The sequence below is a fragment of the Rubrimonas sp. genome (assembly GCF_036788415.1).
Classification (GTDB): Bacteria; Pseudomonadota; Alphaproteobacteria; order Rhodobacterales; family Rhodobacteraceae; genus Rubrimonas.
This window is the reverse complement of record NZ_DAIQNN010000010.1, coordinates 23968-38858: the sequence shown is the minus strand read 5'-3', so window position 1 is coordinate 38858 and position 14891 is coordinate 23968. Positions and strand designations below refer to the sequence as shown.

Sequence of the window (14891 nt, the reverse complement as noted above, 5' to 3'; positions counted from 1 at the left end):
CCGCCATGGCGCTGAAGATCGGCCCCTGGGGCGCCGCGCGCGCCGCGCCCTCGGCTGCGCCCGCGCAGCCGCCCGACGAGGTGGCGCGCTTTCCCTGCCGCTCCTGCGGCGCGTCGCTGGGCTACCGGCCCGGAACCTTCACCCTGACCTGTCCGTTCTGCGGCGCCGAGAACCCCACCCCCGAGGCGGGCGACCGTTCAGCGGCGCTGCGCGAGCAGGATTTCGAGGCGGCGCTGCGCGCCGGCGCGGACGCGGCGATCATGGAGGCGACGCAGATCGTCCATTGCGACAGCTGCGGCGCCGATGTCGAGTTCGACCCAGCCGAGCAGGCGAAGACCTGCCCGTTCTGCGCGAGCCCGCTGGTCGCCCCGCCGCGCGCCGACCGCCACATCCGCCCGCAGGCCCTTCTGCCCTTCGCCATCGACGAGGCGGAGGCACGCGCGGCGCTCGCGCGATGGCTGCAGGGGTTGTGGTTCGCCCCCTCGGGCCTGTCGCGCTACGCCCGCCGCGGCGCGCTGAGCGGGGTTTACGCGCCGCACTGGACCTTCGACGCCCACACCGAGACCGCCTATTCCGGCCAGCGCGGCGACGCCGTCCGCCGCACCCGCCGCGGCCCCAAGGGCCAGACGCAGAGCATGACCGAAATCCGTTGGCGCCCCGCGCGCGGGCGCGTCGCGCGCGCCTTCGACGACGTGCTCGCGCGCGGCTCCACGAGCCTCTCGCAAGCCGAGGCCGACCGCCTCGCGCCCTGGGACCTCACGCATCTCGCCCCCTACGCGCCCGACTGGCTCGCCGGCTTCCGCGCCGAGGCCTATACGGTCGATCTGCGCGCGGCCTTCGTCGAGGCGCGCCGGACGATGGACGCGCAGATCGCGCAGGACGTGCGCCGCGACATCGGCGGCGATCAGCAGCGCATCGACCGGATCGACACCCGCATCTCGGACGTGACCTTCAAGCATGTGCTGCTGCCGGTCTGGGTCGGCGCCTATCGCTGGCGGGGGAAACCCTACCGCGTCCTCGTCAACGGGCGCACCGGGCGCGTCTCCGGCGCCCGGCCCTGGTCGGTCTGGAAGATCGCGCTGGCGGTCGTTTCGGCTGCGGCGGTCGCGGCCGCGCTGTTCTGGCTGTTCTCGCAAGGCGGCGGGCCGCAGCTCTACTGAGCCGCCCCGCCGCAGGCGATGCCGTCGAGGATCGGGCAGTCGGGCCGGTCGTCGCCATGGCAGCGCGCGACGAGGTCCGACAGCGTCGCGCGCATCGCCTGAAGCTCCGCGATCTTGCGGTCGATGTCGTCGAGATGCCCGCGCGCGAGCCGCTTCACATCCGCCGAGGCGCGGCTGCGGTCCTCGTAGAGCCCCAGCAGCGCCCGGCATTCCTCGATGCTGAAGCCGAGGTCCCGCGCGCGGCCCACGAAGCAGAGCTTGCGCAGCTCCGCCTCACCGAAATCGCGATAGCCATTGGCCGCGCGCGCCGGGCGGATCAGCCCGATCTCCTCGTAATAGCGGATCGTCTTGGCCGGCAGCCCGCTCGCCGCCGCCGCGTCGCCGATGTTCATCGCGAGTCCCCCTCCGGCGTCCAGCGCTTGAGCAGCAGCGCGTTGCCGACGACGCTGAGGCTTGAGCAGGCCATCGCCGCCGCGGCCAGCGCCGGGCTCAGATGGCCCAGCGCCGCCGCCGGGATCAGCGCGACGTTGTAGGCGAAGGCCCAGACGAGGTTCTGGCGGATCTTGCGCGCCGTGGCGGCGGCGATGTCGAAGGCCGCCGGAACCAGGCTCGGGCGGGGGCGCATGAGGGTGATCCCCGCCGCCTCGCGCGCGACGTCGGCGCCGCCGCTCATCGCGACGCCGACATCGGCCGCCGCCAGCGCCGGCGCGTCGTTGACGCCGTCGCCGATCATCGCGACGCGCTTGCCTTCGGCGCGCAAGGCGCGCAGCAGCCGCAGCTTGTCCTCGGGCCTGAGCCCGGCCTCGACCTGCGCGAGACCCAGTTTCCCGGCGATGCGCGCAGCCGTCTCCGGCGCGTCGCCGGTCAGCATGCGGACGTCGATCCCGCGCGCCTTGAGCGCCGCAACGGCCGCCGCCGCATCCGGGCGCGGCGCGTCGGCGAAGCCGGCGACCGCCGCAGGGCGCCCGTCGACCCCGATCCACACCGCGGTCAGACCCTGTTCGGCGAGCAGCGCCGCCGCCGCCTCCAGCGCCGCATCCGCCGCGCCGCCGACGAAGCGCCGCCGGCCCACGCGGACCTGCCGGCCCTCCACCACCGCCTCGACCCCCTCGCCCGGGGTCGCCCGGAAGCCCTCGGGCTCGGCGAGATCGAGCCCCCGCGCCTGCGCCGCCGCGACCGTCGCGCGTCCCAGCGGATGCTCCGAACCCCGCTGCGCGGACGCCGCGAGCCGCAGCGCCGCCGGGTCGCCCGCCAGATCGACCAGCTCCGGCGCGCCAATGGTCAGCGTCCCGGTCTTGTCGAACAGAACCGCGTCGATCATCGCGGCGCGTTCGAGCGCCTCGATGTCGCGGATCAGGATGCCCGCCCGCGCCGCCGCCCCGGTTCCCGCGACGAGCGCCGTCGGCGTCGCGAGCCCCAGCGCGCAGGGGCAGGCGACCACCAGCACCGCGACCGCCGCTTCGAGCGCCGCGCCGGCGCCGGCGCCGGCCAGCGTCCAGCCCGCGAAGGTCGCCGCCGCCACGCCGAGCACGACCGGCACGAACACGCTCGCCACCCGGTCCACCAGCCGCTGGATCGGCGCCTTTCCGGACTGCGCCTCGGCGACCATCCGCGCGATGCGCGCGAGCGTGCTGTCGCGCCCGACCCGTTCGGCGCGCAGCCGGATCAGCCCGCCGCCGTTCAGCGCGCCCGCCGGCGCGTCCTCGCCGGGGCCGCGCCGCACCGGCATCGATTCGCCAGTGATCAGGCTCTCGTCGAGCTCGGTCTCGCCGCGCAGGATGCGCCCGTCCACCGGCAGCCGCGCGCCGGGGCGCACGATCACGACATCGCCGATCGCGACCTCGGCGATCGCGACTTCGAGCTCCTTTCCGGCGCGCAGGACAGTGGCGCTCTCGGGCCGCAGCGCCATCAGCGACCGCAACGCCTCCGTGGCGGAGCGCTTGGCGCGGGCCTCCAGCGTCTTGCCCGCGAGCACCAGCGTCACGATGAAGGCCGAGGCCTCGAAATAGAGCGCGCCCCCCGCCGCCGCGCCTTGCGTCGCCGCGAGCCAGAGCGAGTAGAAGAACGCCGCCGAAGAGCCGAGCGCGACAAGCTGATCCATGTTGCCCGCGCCCGCCTTCAGAGCCGACCATGCGGCCCTGTAGAACCGCGCGCCGACCCAGAACTGCACCGGCGCCGCCAGCGCGACTTCGAGCCACACGGGCATGTGCCAATGCGCGCCCGTCGCCATGGCCGCCATCTGGACCATGAAGGGCGCCGTCAGCGCCGCGGCGACCGCGAGCATCCGCATGTCGCGCCGGGCCTGCGCGCCGAACTCGTCGGCTGGCGGGGCCTCGTCGCGGATCGCCTCGGCGGAGAAGCCGGTCGCGGCGACCGCCCGTTCGAGGGCGCCGGCGTCGAACGCGCCGGGCGCCGCCCGCACCGTCGCCGTCTCGAGCGCGAGATTGACCTCCGCCGAGATCACGCCCGGCTGCGACGCAAGCGCGCGCTCGACCCGGCCCGCGCAGCCCGCGCAGGTCATCCCGCCGATCTTCAGCCGCGTCTCGGCGAGCCGGACGCCGAAGCCCGCCTCGCGCACGATCTCGGCCAGCCGCGCCGGCGTCGGACCGTCCGGGGCGACGCGCAGCTGCGCCGTCTCGAGCGCCAGATTGACCTCCGCGCCCACCACGCCGGGCGCTGCGGCGAGCGCGCGTTCTACGCGCCCGGCGCAGCCTGCGCAGGTCATCCCGGCGATCGGCAGAGCGATGCTCCGCATCTGCGTCGCCGCCGCATCGAGCGCCATGAGCCGCCCCCTTCGTCCGTTTGCCTCGCCGACGACCGCTATGGGGTATCCAGCGACTGGAAGGTCAAGCCTCTTCGCGCAGGGGCGCGAAACCGCCAGACCTAGCAGCTTGACGTCGGAGCAGGCCGCATCGGCTTCGACCCGAGGCGGCCTTGGGCGAAGATGTCGCCGCGGCGGGGGCGGCGCCCATCTTTCAAGGCGCTGCGCGACGGGATACCAAGGCCGGAACCTCCGGAGCGCTTCATGCATCTCGATCCGCATCCGGGCGCGGCGCGGCCACTGGCCAGCCATGCGCCCCTCGGCTTCGCCGGCTTCGTGCTGCTGGTCGCGGCGCTGATGGCGCTCAACGCCGTGGCGACGGACATCATGTTGCCCGCCCTGCCCGACATCGGGAGGGCGATGGCGGTGGCGGCGGAGAACGACCGGCAGGCGGTGGTCACCGCATATCTGCTGGGGTTCGGACTGGGGCAGTTCGCGATGGGCGCGCTGAGCGACCGCTACGGGCGGCGGCCCGTGCTGATCGGCGGGCTCCTGGTCTATTGCGGCGCGGCGCTGTTCGCCGCCGCATCCGCCGATTTCGCGGCGCTGCTCGCCGCGCGCGCCGCGCAGGGCGTGGGGGCGGCGGCGCCGCGGGTGATCGTGACGGCGCTGGTGCGCGACTGCTACGAGGGGCGGCGGATGGCCAAGGTCACATCGCTCGCGATGATGACCTTCATGGCGGCCCCGATCGTCGCGCCGTCGCTGGGGCAGGCGCTGCTGCTGGTCGGCGACTGGCGCATGATCTTCGCGACGCTGACGGTCTATGGCGTCGCGGTGCTCGCCGTCGCGGCGCTCCGGCTGCCCGAGACGCTGCCGCCGGAATGGCGCCGCCCTCTGGACCCGCGCGCGCTGACGGAAAGTGCGGCGATGGTGCTGCGGGAGCGCCAGACGGTCGGCTATGCGCTCGCCTCGGGGATCTTCTTCGGGGCGCTGTTCGGCTTCATCAACTCCGCCCAGCAAATCCTGGCCGAGCTTTACGCGCTGGGCCCCTGGTTTCCGGTCGTGTTCGGAGCGATCGCCTTCTGCATGGCGTTCTCGGCGTTTCTGAACGCGATGCTGGTGGGCCGCTTCGGGATGCGCGCGCTCAGCCACATAGCCGTGCTCGCCTTCACCGCGATCAGCGCGACGCTGGCGGGGCTCGCCCTTCTCGGGCACCCGCCGCTGTGGCTTTTTCTGGCGCTGCTCGGCGGCGCGATGACGCTGGTTGGGATGGTGTTCTCGAACTTCAACGCGCTGGCGATGGAGCCGCAGGCGAAAGTCGCCGGGATCGCCTCGTCCTTCATCGGCGGCGCGACGACGCTGATCGGGGCGAGCGCGGGTTTCGTCATCGGGCGGGCCTATGACGGGACGATCCTGCCGCTGGCGACGGGCTACGCGCTGTGCGGGCTGGCGACCATCGCGACGCTGGCCGCGACCGAGCGGGGGCGCCTGTTCCGCGCCCCTGTTCAGCCCGAATTGCGGGCCGATCTGCGCCGGTAGAGCGCGCCGAGCAGCAGCGGCGTGCCGTACATCGGGAACTGATAGAGCGCGACGAAGAGCGAGAAGCGCGGCTCGGGCGGCAGCGCGGCGAGAAAGATCGCGACCGAGCGCATCCCCCAGACCAGCCCCGCCGCGCCGGCGTCGGGCCCGCGCGCGAGCGCCAGCCCGGCGATCTGCGGCCCGAGCAGGATCAGGCAGGACAGCGCCAGCAGGCCCAGCCCCAGCGCAGGCTCGGCGACAAGCGTCGCGGCCACGCCGTCGAAGAGCGGGAAGGCGAAGACCAGCATCGACAGCGTCGCCGCCCCGTCGAAGGCGCGCGCGCGCCGGGCGATGAAGCCGGGAGGGATCAGCCGCCGCAGGACCAGCGCGAGCGCGACGCCGCCGAACACCATCGCCGCCATCCGCGCGCCGAGATCGAAGGGCGAGAGGGTGAGCTGCGCGCCGAGCAGCGCCTGCGCCACGGGCGGCGCGACGAATGGCAGGGCGAAGCTGCACAGCACCGTCATCTCGAGCGCCAGCGCCGCGTTCAGCCCCAGCAGCAGGCACATCGCCGCCGAGGAGCCGATGGGCGGGGCGAGAAAGGCGAAAACCAGCGCCGCCTCGACCGCCGGCCCCGCCCCGAGCGCGCGCGCGACCCAGAGCGACGCCGCCGCCGAGCCCGCCGTCATCGCCAGCGCGAGCGGCCAGGTCAGGAGCGCGCGGCGCGGGTCGATAAGGCGGCGGGCGACGCCGGGCAAGTCGATGCGCAGCATCGCGAGCGCGTAGATCAGCGCGACGAAAACCGGGAGCGCCGGGCGCAGGATCGCGCCGATCTGCGGCAGTGCGAGCGCCGCGCAACACCCCAGCAGCAGCGCCCAGCGCGCCCGCGCGCCCAGCCATTCCAGCCCGCCGACCACGCACGCCCTCCCGCCGTCCCGCAACCGCCGCGAGCAGACCCGGCGGGCGAGGCCGGGTCAAGCGGCGGCGACGCGGCCCGATATTTCCCCGAGCGGCGATGCGACCTCCTCGAGCGCGCCGTCGCGCAGCCGCACCGCCCGGCGCGGCAGACGGGCCAGCGCCCGCGGGTCGTGCGAGACGATCAGCATCGCCGCGTCGAGCCCATCGAGCAGGTCGAGCATGCGCGCATGGTTCTCCTCGTCGAGCGCGTTGGTCGGCTCGTCGAGCAGCAGCGCGTCGGGGCGCATGGCGAGGACGCCCGCCAGTGCGGCGAGCCGCTTCTCGCCGCCCGAAAGGCGATGGGTGACGCGCTCGGCGAGATGGTCGAGCGCGAGCCGGGCGAGGGTGTCCTGCGCCCGGGCGAAGGCCTCGGCCTCGGTCATGCCGAGATTGAGCGGCCCGAACGCCACGTCCTCGATCACGGTCGGGCAGAAGAGCTGGTCGTCGGGGTCCTGCAACAGCACGCCGACGCGGCGACGCGCCTCGCGGAAATCGGCCTCGCCGCGCATCGGCGCGCCGAAGGCGCGGATCGTCCCGGCCTCGGCCCGGTCGAGCCCGACGAGCGCGCGCAGCAGCGACGACTTGCCCGCCCCGTTCGGACCCAGCAGCGCGACCCGCTCGCCCCGGCCCAGCCGCAGCGCGCCGCCGTCGAGCAGCAGCAGCCCGCCCCGGCGAAGCCGCAGGCCCTCGACCTCGAAGACCGCGCCGCTCATCCTGCGGCGCTCCACAGCATGAGCGCGAGCGCCGCGCCGACCGCGAGCGCGAAGCCCGCATCCGCCGCGCCGAACCCCGCCGGCCCCGCCATCGGCAGCGCGCCGCGCCAGAGCCGCAGCCGCATCGCCTCCTCGGCGCGCTCGGCGCGGTCGGCGGCGCGCACCAGCGCCATGCCGACGAGATGTCCCCAACTGCGCAAAGCGTGGCGCGACAGCCCGCCCTCGAAGCCGCGCAGCCGCATCGCCGCGCGCATCCGCGCCAGTTCCTCGCCGATAAGGCCCGCGTAGCGCGCCGTCAGCATGAACAGCCGCGCGAGCCGCTCTGGCGCGCCGAGCCGCGCGAGCGTCTGGCCAAGCCTTGCGGGCTCCAGCGCGCCGAGCAGCGCCAGCGCCGCCAGCGCGCAGGCGGCGATGCGCAGCGCCAGGATCCCCGCGAGCGCGAGGCCCTCCGCGCTCGCGCTCAGCGGCCCCAGCGCCAGAACCGGCGTCCCCGGCGTCGCGAAAGGGACCGCAACGAGCAGCGCCGCGACGATCGCCTCGACATGGCCGAGCCGGCGCGCCAGATCGCGCCACGCCCAGCCCGCCGCGACCGCCAACCCCGCCGCCAGGGCGACCGCCGCCGCCAGCGCAACCGGATCGTCGAGCGCCGCGAGCCCGACGATCAGGGCGGCCGCGCCCAGCACCCGGCTCCGCGGATCGAGCCCGGCGAGAAGGTCGCGCCCGGTCACCGCCGCGACCGCGCCCAGAGCGCCACGCCCGCCATGCCGACGATCATCCCGACGCCGCCGGCGACGTCGTTGAAGCGGATGCGCGCCTCCGCCGCCGCCTGCGCCTTGAGCAGCGGGCGCAGCTGACGCGCGACAGCCGCCTCGACCGCAGCCTCGACCGCAGCCTCGATGCGGGCCGCGTCCGGCCCCGCCGGCGCGGGATCGGCGACGGGCGCGCGCTCCGCCGCCGCGCGCGCCTCGGGCGCGCCGAGCGCGGCGAACCGATCCGCATCCAGCGTCATCCGCGCGACATGGCCCTCGCCCGCATCGACCACGATCTCGACCGGCCCGCCCTCGGGCGCGGAAAAGGCGAAATCTCCCTCCGGCCCGGCGGGTCCGTCGAACAGCGCCGCGCCGTCCGGGCCCGTCGCGCGCACGAAGGCCGCCGCCGGGCGCCTTCCGCCGATGAAGAAGGCGTAGCCCGCGACCTCTCCGGCCTGGACCACAGCGAAGACCTTGATCTTGTGGGCGGCGGCCGGCGCCGCCCAGAGCAGCGCGAGCGCCCCGGCCAGCGCCAGACGCCGCAGACCGCGCGTCACGCGGGAAGCGCCGTCTCGGGCGCGATCAGCTCCGGCTTCACCTTCATCAGGAAGCCGACGGCGAAGGCCGTCACGGCGGCCTCGACCGCCATCAGCGGCACGTTGACCAGCGCCACGAAAGGGGCCGCCGCCGCGAAACCGGGCGCCGACAGCGCCAGCGCCCCGGCGACCATCGCCGTGGTCGCCGCGACCGCGCAGGCCGCCGCGAGCCCCGCAACGGCCATCGCCCGCGCCGGCGCCGACGCGCCCTCCCCGCCCGTCAGCCCGCCCATCAGCCCGCGCAGAGCGAGCCCCGCCAGCGCCCCCGGCAGGGCGATATTGAGCGTGTTGACCCCGAGCGTCGTCAGCCCGCCGACCCCGAACAGCATGAATTGCAGCGTCAGCCCGACCAGAACCGCTGGAAAGACCGCCCATCCGACGGCCAGCCCCATCAGCGTCGAGAGCAGCAGATGCACGCTGGTCGCGCCGACCGGGATCATCATCAGCGAGGCGGTGAAGAACGCCGCCGACAGGATCGCCGCGCGCAGGATGCGCGCGTCGTCGAGCCCGCGCAGCCCCGCCGCGACCCCCGCCGCAGCCGCGGCGCCGCCGGCGATCAGCACAGGCGCGGACAGCACGCCATCGACGATATGCGCCATCCGGCGACCCCGCTGCGTGTGAATAGACGACTCAATCGTCATACCCGGCCCCGCCCCTGTCAAGGCGCGGCGCGCTGGCGGGACGCTCAGTCGCGCAGGCTGGCGAGCCAGGCGACCAGGTCTTCGACCTCCTGCGCCGTCAGCGCCGTCGTCCCGACCGCGTCCTCCGAGACCGCCTCGCCGAGGTCGCGCACCTCGTAGAAGGCGTGCTCCGTCACGTCGGGGTCGAGCGCCCCGTAATGGACGACCGCGAGCCGCAGCCGCCCTTCCGACGCCCGTGCGCCGATCCCGGCGAGGTCGGGCGCGTCCGAGCCCCCCTCCCCGTCGGGCCCGGCGTGACAGGTCAGGCATCCGCCCCGCTCGGGATCGGCGGCGACAGCGGCGCCGCGCTCGGGGTCGCCCGCCGGGGCCAGCGGCTCGGGGATTTCGACGCCGTCGCGCACCGTGTAGGCGACCGGCGCGCGGTCGCCGACCGGCCCGGCGACGACGAAACCGGCGAAGACGGGCGCCGCAATCAGCGCAAGGGCGAGCGCGACGCGCATCGGGAGCCTCCTTTCGGCCGCGGGTCCGACCGCTTCACACCTGCGGCGGCAGCACGTCATGGGCGATGGACAGCACCGTCAGCCGCACCGGGTCGATCTCGATCAGCGTCGCGCCGACCGAGGCCCAGACCGAGCCGCCGCGCGCATGCGGCAGGCGGCGGTTGATCCGGTCGGGCACGGCGAAGGCCTCGACGCCCTCGGGCAGACGCGCGCCGGTGCGCAGGCTGGCGATCACCTCCTCGGCGACCGGCGAGGGGTCCGACAACTCCGGCGGCAGGCCCTGAGACCGCGCCTCGGCGCGCAGCACCAGCGTCACGGTCCGCCGCAGCGCCTCGTTCACGCCCTCGCGCCGGCCCGGAGAGATGGCGGGGCGGGACTCGGCGGGCTCCTGCATGCGCAGCTGGGCGAACGCCGGCGCAGGCGCCCCGGACGTCAGGGCGAGCAGCCCCAGGACGACCGCGCGCCGCCTCACAGCCCGCCCGCCCGTCGCAGCTCCGCCAGCAACTCGGCGCTGTCGTAGCCGTCGGGCGGCAGGCCGCGGCTCGACTGGAACCCCCGGATCGCGGCCCGCGTGTCGGGTCCGACGATCCCGTCGGCGCCCCGCGTGTCGAAGCCGAGCCCGGTCAGCCGGCGCTGCATCTCCTCCTTCTCGCTGCGCGAGAGCGGGCGGTCGCCGCGCGGCCACTCGGCGGCGAAGGGGCCGCCGCCGCCGATCCGGTCGGCCAGATGCGCCACCGCGAGCGCGTAGGCGGTGGCGTTGTTGTAGCGCTTGATCGCGTCGAAATTCGCGTAGGTCAGAAAGGCCGGGCCGCGCGCGCCGGCGGGCAGAAGCAGCTTCGCCGGGCCGTGATCGACGGGCGCGGCGCCGCCGACCGTCCGCACGCCGCGCTCGGCCCAGAAGGCGGCGTCGCGGGCGCGCCCGTCGGCGAGCCCATGGTCGAAGCCCTGCGGCAGGCGCGCTTCCGCGCCCCAGGGCGCGCCCGTCCGCCACCCGGCGCGGGCCAGGTAGTTGGCGGTGGAGGCGAGCGCGTCGAGCGCGTCCTCGGCCCAGAGGTCGCGCCGCCCGTCGCCGGTGAAGTCCACCGCATAGGCGAGATAGCTCGTGGGGATGAACTGGGTGTGGCCCATCGCCCCGGCCCAGCTGCCGACCATCCGCTCCGGCGCGATGTCGCCGGCCTGCAGGATGGTCAGCGCCGCGATCAGCTGCTCCTCGCCGAAGCTGCGGCGGCGCCCCTCATAGGCCAGCGTCGCCAGCGCCTCGATCACGTTGATGTCGCCGTAGAAGCTCCCGAACGCGCTCTCGGCGCCCCAGATCGCCAGGACGATCTCGGCCGGAACGCCATAGGCCGCCTCGATCCGCGCCAGATCGTCGGCCTTCTCGACGCGCAGCCGCCGGCCCGTCGCGACGCGCGTCTCGGAGACCGCGCTGTCGATGTAGTCCCAGATCGGGCGGACGAATTCGGGTTGCCGCCCGTCGAGTTCCAGCACGCGCGCATTCAGCCCGACACCGGCGAAGGCCGCGTCGAACGTCGCGTCCGAGACGCCCGCCGCGCGCGCTTTCGCCCGGAAGCCGTCGCGCCAGGCGACGAAGCTCGCCGGACGGGGCGCGGGTTCGGCCGGGTCGGCGGCGACCGGCGTCGCGGGCCGGGCCTGCGGCGCCGGCGCGCGCGCGGCGGGCTCGGACTGCGCGCATCCGGCCAGCAGGACGGCGGCGGTTGCGAGCCTCGCGGCGGTTCGAAGGGTCATGTCGGACGTCTCTCCCTCGCTCGTCGCGCCTCACTTAGCGCGTCGCGCGGCGTTTTCGTAGGGGGCGCGCGCCCCGATCGCCGGCCTCGGCCCCATATCCGGCGCGTCTTGCGCGGTTTCGCCCTGCGGGGTATAGCCCTGAGCGACAGCGGCGGCCTCGCCACCCGATGGCGGGTCCCACGGGAGACGAGGCGGGCCGTTGATCGGCCCGAAGTCGTTTCGGGCCTCCCGTTGTCCGCAGGCTGGCCGCGATGACCGACATGCTCGCCAAGACGCCGCTCGACCGGCGCATCGCCGATCTCATCGGTCCGACCGTGTCGGGGATGGGCTTCGAGATGGTGCGCGTGCGCCTGATGGCCGGCAAGCGCCCGACGCTCCAGGTCATGGCGGAGCGGCCCGACGGGCGGATGGAGGTCGACGATTGCGCCGATCTGAGCCGCGCGCTCTCGGCGCTGCTCGACGTCGAGGACCCGATCGACGGCGAATACACGCTCGAGGTCTCCTCGCCCGGCATCGACCGCCCGCTGACCCGCCTGGGCGATTTCGACCGCTGGAGCGGCTGGACCGCGAAGCTGGAGACCGACGGGCTGATAGAGGGGCGCAAGCGCTTCAAGGGCGTGCTGACCGGGACGGCGGGCGCGCAGGTGAAGCTCGACACCGAGACCGGATCGGTCGCCCTGCCCTTCGACGCGCTGTCGGACGCGAAGCTGGTGCTGACCGACGAGCTGATCGCAGCCAGCCTCAAGGCGCAGAAGGACAAGGGCTTCGACCCCGCCGCCTTCGACGAGATCGAGACTGAGGACGAAGACGACGACGACACCGACGCGCGCGCCGACGACGAGGACGAGTCCGGCGCCGCCCCGAGCGAGAGGATCTGACCGCATGGCCAACGCCGCCGCCATCTCCGCCAACCGGCTGGAGCTTCTGCAGATCGCCGACGCGGTCGCGCGCGAGAAGCTGATCGACCGCGAACTCGTGCTCGAGGCGATGGAGGACAGCCTCGGCAAGGCCGCCCGCGCCCGCTACGGCGCCGATGTGGACGTGCGCGCCTCGATCGACCGCAAGTCGGGCGAGATCACGATGACCCGCGTCAAGGAGGTCGTGGAGGACGTCGAGAACTATCAGGGCCAGATGAGCATCGAGGAGGCCCGCGCGCTCAACCCTGAGGCCGAGATCGGCGATTTCATCGAGATCGACACGCTCCCGACCATGGAGTTCGGGCGCGTCGCCGCCCAGACCGCCAAGCAGGTGATCGTGCAGAAAGTCCGCGAGGCCGAGCGCGAGCGGCAGTACGACGAATACAAGGACCGCGTCGGCACGATCATCAACGGCGTGGTCAAGCGCGTCGAATACGGCAATGTCATCGTCGACCTGGGCCGCGGCGAAGGCGTGATCCGGCGCGACCAGCTGATCCCGCGCGAGACCTATCGCGTCGGCGACCGCATCCGCGCCTATGTCCGCGACGTGCGCGCCGAAGTGCGCGGGCCCCAGATCTTCCTAAGCCGCACCGCGCCGGAATTCATGGCCGAGCTGTTCAAGATGGAAGTGCCGGAGATCTACGACGGCGTCATCGAGATCAAGGCGGTCGCCCGCGACCCCGGCTCGCGCGCCAAGATCGGCGTGATCTCCTACGACAACTCGATCGACCCGGTCGGCGCCTGCGTCGGCATGCGGGGCAGCCGGGTGCAGGCGGTGGTGAGCGAGCTTCAGGGCGAGAAGATCGACATCATCCCCTGGACCGAGGACGCGGCGACCTTCCTCGTCAACGCGCTGCAGCCGGCGGAAGTCTCCAAGGTGGTGATGGACGAGGACAGCGAGCGCGTCGAGGTGGTGGTGCCCGAGGAGCAGCTCAGCCTCGCCATCGGTCGGCGCGGCCAGAACGTGCGGCTGGCCAGCCAGCTGACCGGCTGGGACATCGACATCCTCACCGAGGAGGAGGAGAGCTCGCGGCGTCAGGCGGAATTCGCCGAGCGCTCCAAGCTCTTCATGGAGACGATGAACCTCGACGAGACGGTGGCGCAGCTGCTGGTCTCCGAAGGCTTCGCCTCGCTGGAGGAGGTCGCCTATATCGACCTTGAGGAACTCGCCGCCATCGAGGGTTTCGACGAGGAGACCGCCGAGGAGCTGCAGGCCCGCGCCCGCGAGAGCCTCGAGGAGGCGAATCAGGCCGCGCTCGAAAAGGCCCGCGCGCTGGGCGCCGAGGAGGCGCTGATCGCCTTCCAGGGTCTGAGCCCGCAGATGGTCCAGGCGCTCGCCGAGGCCGGCGTGACGACGCTGGAGGATTTCGCCACCTGCGCCGACTGGGAGCTGGCGGGCGGCTTCACCGAAGGCCCCGACGGCAAGCGGGTTAAGGACGACGGGATTCTGGAGCCCTTCGACGTGACGCTCGACGAGGCGCAGCGGCTGGTGATGGGCGCGCGAATCGCCCTCGGCATGGTGACCCCCGAAGCGGTCGCCGAGATGGCGGCGCAGGCCGCCGCCGCCGAAGCCGCGGCGCAGGAGGCGGCCGCAGAAGCCGCCGCGGACGCCGCCCGCAATGCCCCGCTCGACCCTTGGGCGCGGCGGTGAGGGCGGGCGCGGCGCGGTGGATTCGGCGGAGAGCTTTGCGGTCATGGCGCGCGGCGGGCGCGCGAAGCTGCGCGAGGGGCCCGAGCGGCGCTGCGTCGCGACCGGCGAGAGCGCGCCGACCGAAGGGCTGATCCGCTTCGCCCTGTCGCCCGAGGGCGTCGTCGTCCCCGACCTCGCCGAGCGGCTTCCGGGCCGCGGCGTCTGGGTCACGGCGCGCCGCGATCTCGTTGAAAAAGCCGTCAAACGAAAGCTGTTCGCGCGCGGCTTCAAGACCGCGGCGGCCGCGCCCGCCGATCTTTCGGAGCAAATCGAGGCGCAGCTCGCCCGCCGCGCCGTCGAGGCGCTGGGGCTGGCGCGCAAGGCAGGCCTCGCCGTCGCCGGCTTCGAGAAGGCGAAGGCGCGGTTGAAGGCCGGGCCGGTCGCGGCGCTGATCGAGGCGGCGGACGGGTCGGAGCAGGGGCGCGCCAAGCTGCGTCCGCTGGCCGGCGACGCCCCGGTCTGCGCCGCGCTGGATGCGACGGAACTGGGGTTGGCGTTCGGGCGCGATTTCGTGATACACGCCGTGCTCGATGCGGGCGGCGCTGCGGACCGGGTGGTTCGGGAATCGCGGCGCCTCGCGGGATTCCGATCTGAACGGAGCGTGGCCGCGCGCGCGGCGGACGATCCGGACGACGATGGCGAAGATGCTATGGGTCGCGACGGCGCGGCCTGATGAAGGACGATTCATGATCGACGATAGCGGCGACAAGAAGGGCGGACGCCCGCTGGGCCTGCGCGGCGGCGGCGGCGGCGAGACCACCCGGGTGCGCCAGAGTTTCAGCCACGGGCGCACCAAATCGGTGGTCGTGGAAAAGGTCCGCAAGCGCGTGATCGCCCCGACGCAGCCCGGCGCCGCGCCCCTGCCGACCCCCGCTGCGCCGCCTCAGGCCGCAGCGCCCCGCCCCGCCGCGCCGACGGCGCCCCAGCCGAAGGCAGCCGAGCC

At 74.2% G+C, this 14891-nt stretch carries 15 protein-coding genes and 1 pseudogene; 6 read left to right on the top strand and 10 right to left on the bottom strand.

What is annotated here, in order from left to right; genetic code table 11:
- Positions 1 to 5 precede the first annotated feature (5 nt).
- On the top strand, positions 6 to 1160 hold the full coding sequence (locus tag V7Q31_RS04615) for a primosomal protein N' (replication factor Y) - superfamily II helicase (protein ID WP_333832504.1): 1155 nt from the start codon (positions 6 to 8) through the stop codon (positions 1158 to 1160).
- Here the strand turns inward: V7Q31_RS04615 and cueR are convergent.
- Both cueR and V7Q31_RS04605 read right to left on the bottom strand, forming a co-directional pair.
- Complete coding sequence (gene cueR, locus V7Q31_RS04610; protein WP_333832503.1) at positions 1154 to 1552, bottom strand: Cu(I)-responsive transcriptional regulator; 399 nt, start codon at positions 1550 to 1552, stop codon at positions 1154 to 1156. The two genes, V7Q31_RS04615 and cueR, sit on opposite strands and share 7 nt — an antisense overlap.
- Entirely contained in the window at positions 1549 to 3942 is a 2394-nt protein-coding gene (locus V7Q31_RS04605) for a heavy metal translocating P-type ATPase (RefSeq protein ID WP_333832502.1), read from the bottom strand. Before V7Q31_RS04605 ends, cueR begins: the two co-directional genes overlap by 4 nt.
- A gap of 243 nt (positions 3943 to 4185) precedes the next feature.
- Between V7Q31_RS04605 and V7Q31_RS04600 the strand changes: the two genes are divergently transcribed.
- Complete coding sequence (locus V7Q31_RS04600; protein ID WP_333832501.1) at positions 4186 to 5460, top strand: multidrug effflux MFS transporter; 1275 nt, start codon at positions 4186 to 4188, stop codon at positions 5458 to 5460.
- Here V7Q31_RS04600 and V7Q31_RS04595 read toward each other — a convergent pair.
- The 8 genes from V7Q31_RS04595 to V7Q31_RS04560 all read right to left on the bottom strand — a co-directional run bounded on the left by V7Q31_RS04595 (position 5427) and on the right by V7Q31_RS04560 (position 11341).
- Positions 5427 to 6356 (bottom strand): hypothetical protein, encoded by a 930-nt coding sequence (locus V7Q31_RS04595; RefSeq protein ID WP_333832500.1) that lies wholly within the window; start codon positions 6354 to 6356, stop codon positions 5427 to 5429. The two genes, V7Q31_RS04600 and V7Q31_RS04595, sit on opposite strands and share 34 nt — an antisense overlap.
- 57 nt (positions 6357 to 6413) lie before the next feature.
- Positions 6414 to 7109, bottom strand: a complete 696-nt coding sequence (locus V7Q31_RS04590; protein ID WP_333832499.1) for an energy-coupling factor ABC transporter ATP-binding protein — start codon at positions 7107 to 7109, stop codon at positions 6414 to 6416.
- A complete protein-coding gene (cbiQ, locus tag V7Q31_RS04585; protein WP_333832498.1) occupies positions 7106 to 7837 on the bottom strand; it encodes a cobalt ECF transporter T component CbiQ in 732 nt (243 codons plus the stop codon). Before cbiQ ends, V7Q31_RS04590 begins: the two co-directional genes overlap by 4 nt.
- Positions 7834 to 8415, bottom strand: coding sequence for a cobalamin biosynthesis protein CbiL (locus V7Q31_RS04580; RefSeq protein ID WP_333832497.1), 582 nt, complete (start codon positions 8413 to 8415; stop codon positions 7834 to 7836). The genes cbiQ and V7Q31_RS04580 overlap by 4 nt, the downstream gene beginning before the upstream one ends.
- The gene (cbiM, locus tag V7Q31_RS04575) at positions 8412 to 9053 is read right to left on the bottom strand and encodes a cobalt transporter CbiM (protein ID WP_333832496.1); all 642 of its coding nucleotides are present in this window, start codon (positions 9051 to 9053) and stop codon (positions 8412 to 8414) included. Before cbiM ends, V7Q31_RS04580 begins: the two co-directional genes overlap by 4 nt.
- Positions 9054 to 9139: 86 nt before the next feature.
- Positions 9140 to 9595 carry a c-type cytochrome gene (locus tag V7Q31_RS04570; protein WP_333832495.1) on the bottom strand — a complete coding sequence of 152 codons (456 nt, stop codon included), beginning with the start codon at positions 9593 to 9595 and terminating at the stop codon, positions 9140 to 9142.
- A 34-nt stretch (positions 9596 to 9629) separates the two neighbouring features.
- A complete protein-coding gene (locus V7Q31_RS04565) occupies positions 9630 to 10067 on the bottom strand; it encodes a hypothetical protein (RefSeq protein WP_333832494.1) in 438 nt (145 codons plus the stop codon).
- Positions 10064 to 11341 carry a lytic murein transglycosylase gene (locus tag V7Q31_RS04560; RefSeq protein ID WP_333832493.1) on the bottom strand — a complete coding sequence of 426 codons (1278 nt, stop codon included), beginning with the start codon at positions 11339 to 11341 and terminating at the stop codon, positions 10064 to 10066. The genes V7Q31_RS04565 and V7Q31_RS04560 overlap by 4 nt, the downstream gene beginning before the upstream one ends.
- A gap of 251 nt (positions 11342 to 11592) precedes the next feature.
- Here V7Q31_RS04560 and rimP point away from each other — a divergent pair, with 251 nt between their 5' ends.
- The 4 genes and pseudogenes from rimP to V7Q31_RS19180 all read left to right on the top strand — a co-directional run.
- Positions 11593 to 12219, top strand: coding sequence for a ribosome maturation factor RimP (gene rimP / locus V7Q31_RS04555; protein WP_333832492.1), 627 nt, complete (start codon positions 11593 to 11595; stop codon positions 12217 to 12219).
- Between the two features lie 4 nt (positions 12220 to 12223).
- The gene (gene nusA, locus V7Q31_RS04550) at positions 12224 to 13909 is read left to right on the top strand and encodes a transcription termination factor NusA (RefSeq protein WP_333832491.1); all 1686 of its coding nucleotides are present in this window, start codon (positions 12224 to 12226) and stop codon (positions 13907 to 13909) included.
- On the top strand, positions 13878 to 14621 hold the full coding sequence (locus V7Q31_RS04545) for an RNA-binding protein (RefSeq protein ID WP_442976352.1): 744 nt from the start codon (positions 13878 to 13880) through the stop codon (positions 14619 to 14621). The genes nusA and V7Q31_RS04545 overlap by 32 nt, the downstream gene beginning before the upstream one ends.
- Positions 14584 to 14772 (top strand): annotated as a pseudogene (locus tag V7Q31_RS19180) (translation initiation factor IF-2 associated domain-containing protein); the annotation flags it as partial. The gene V7Q31_RS04545 and the pseudogene V7Q31_RS19180, both read left to right, overlap by 38 nt.
- Between the last annotated feature and the right edge of the window lie 119 nt (positions 14773 to 14891).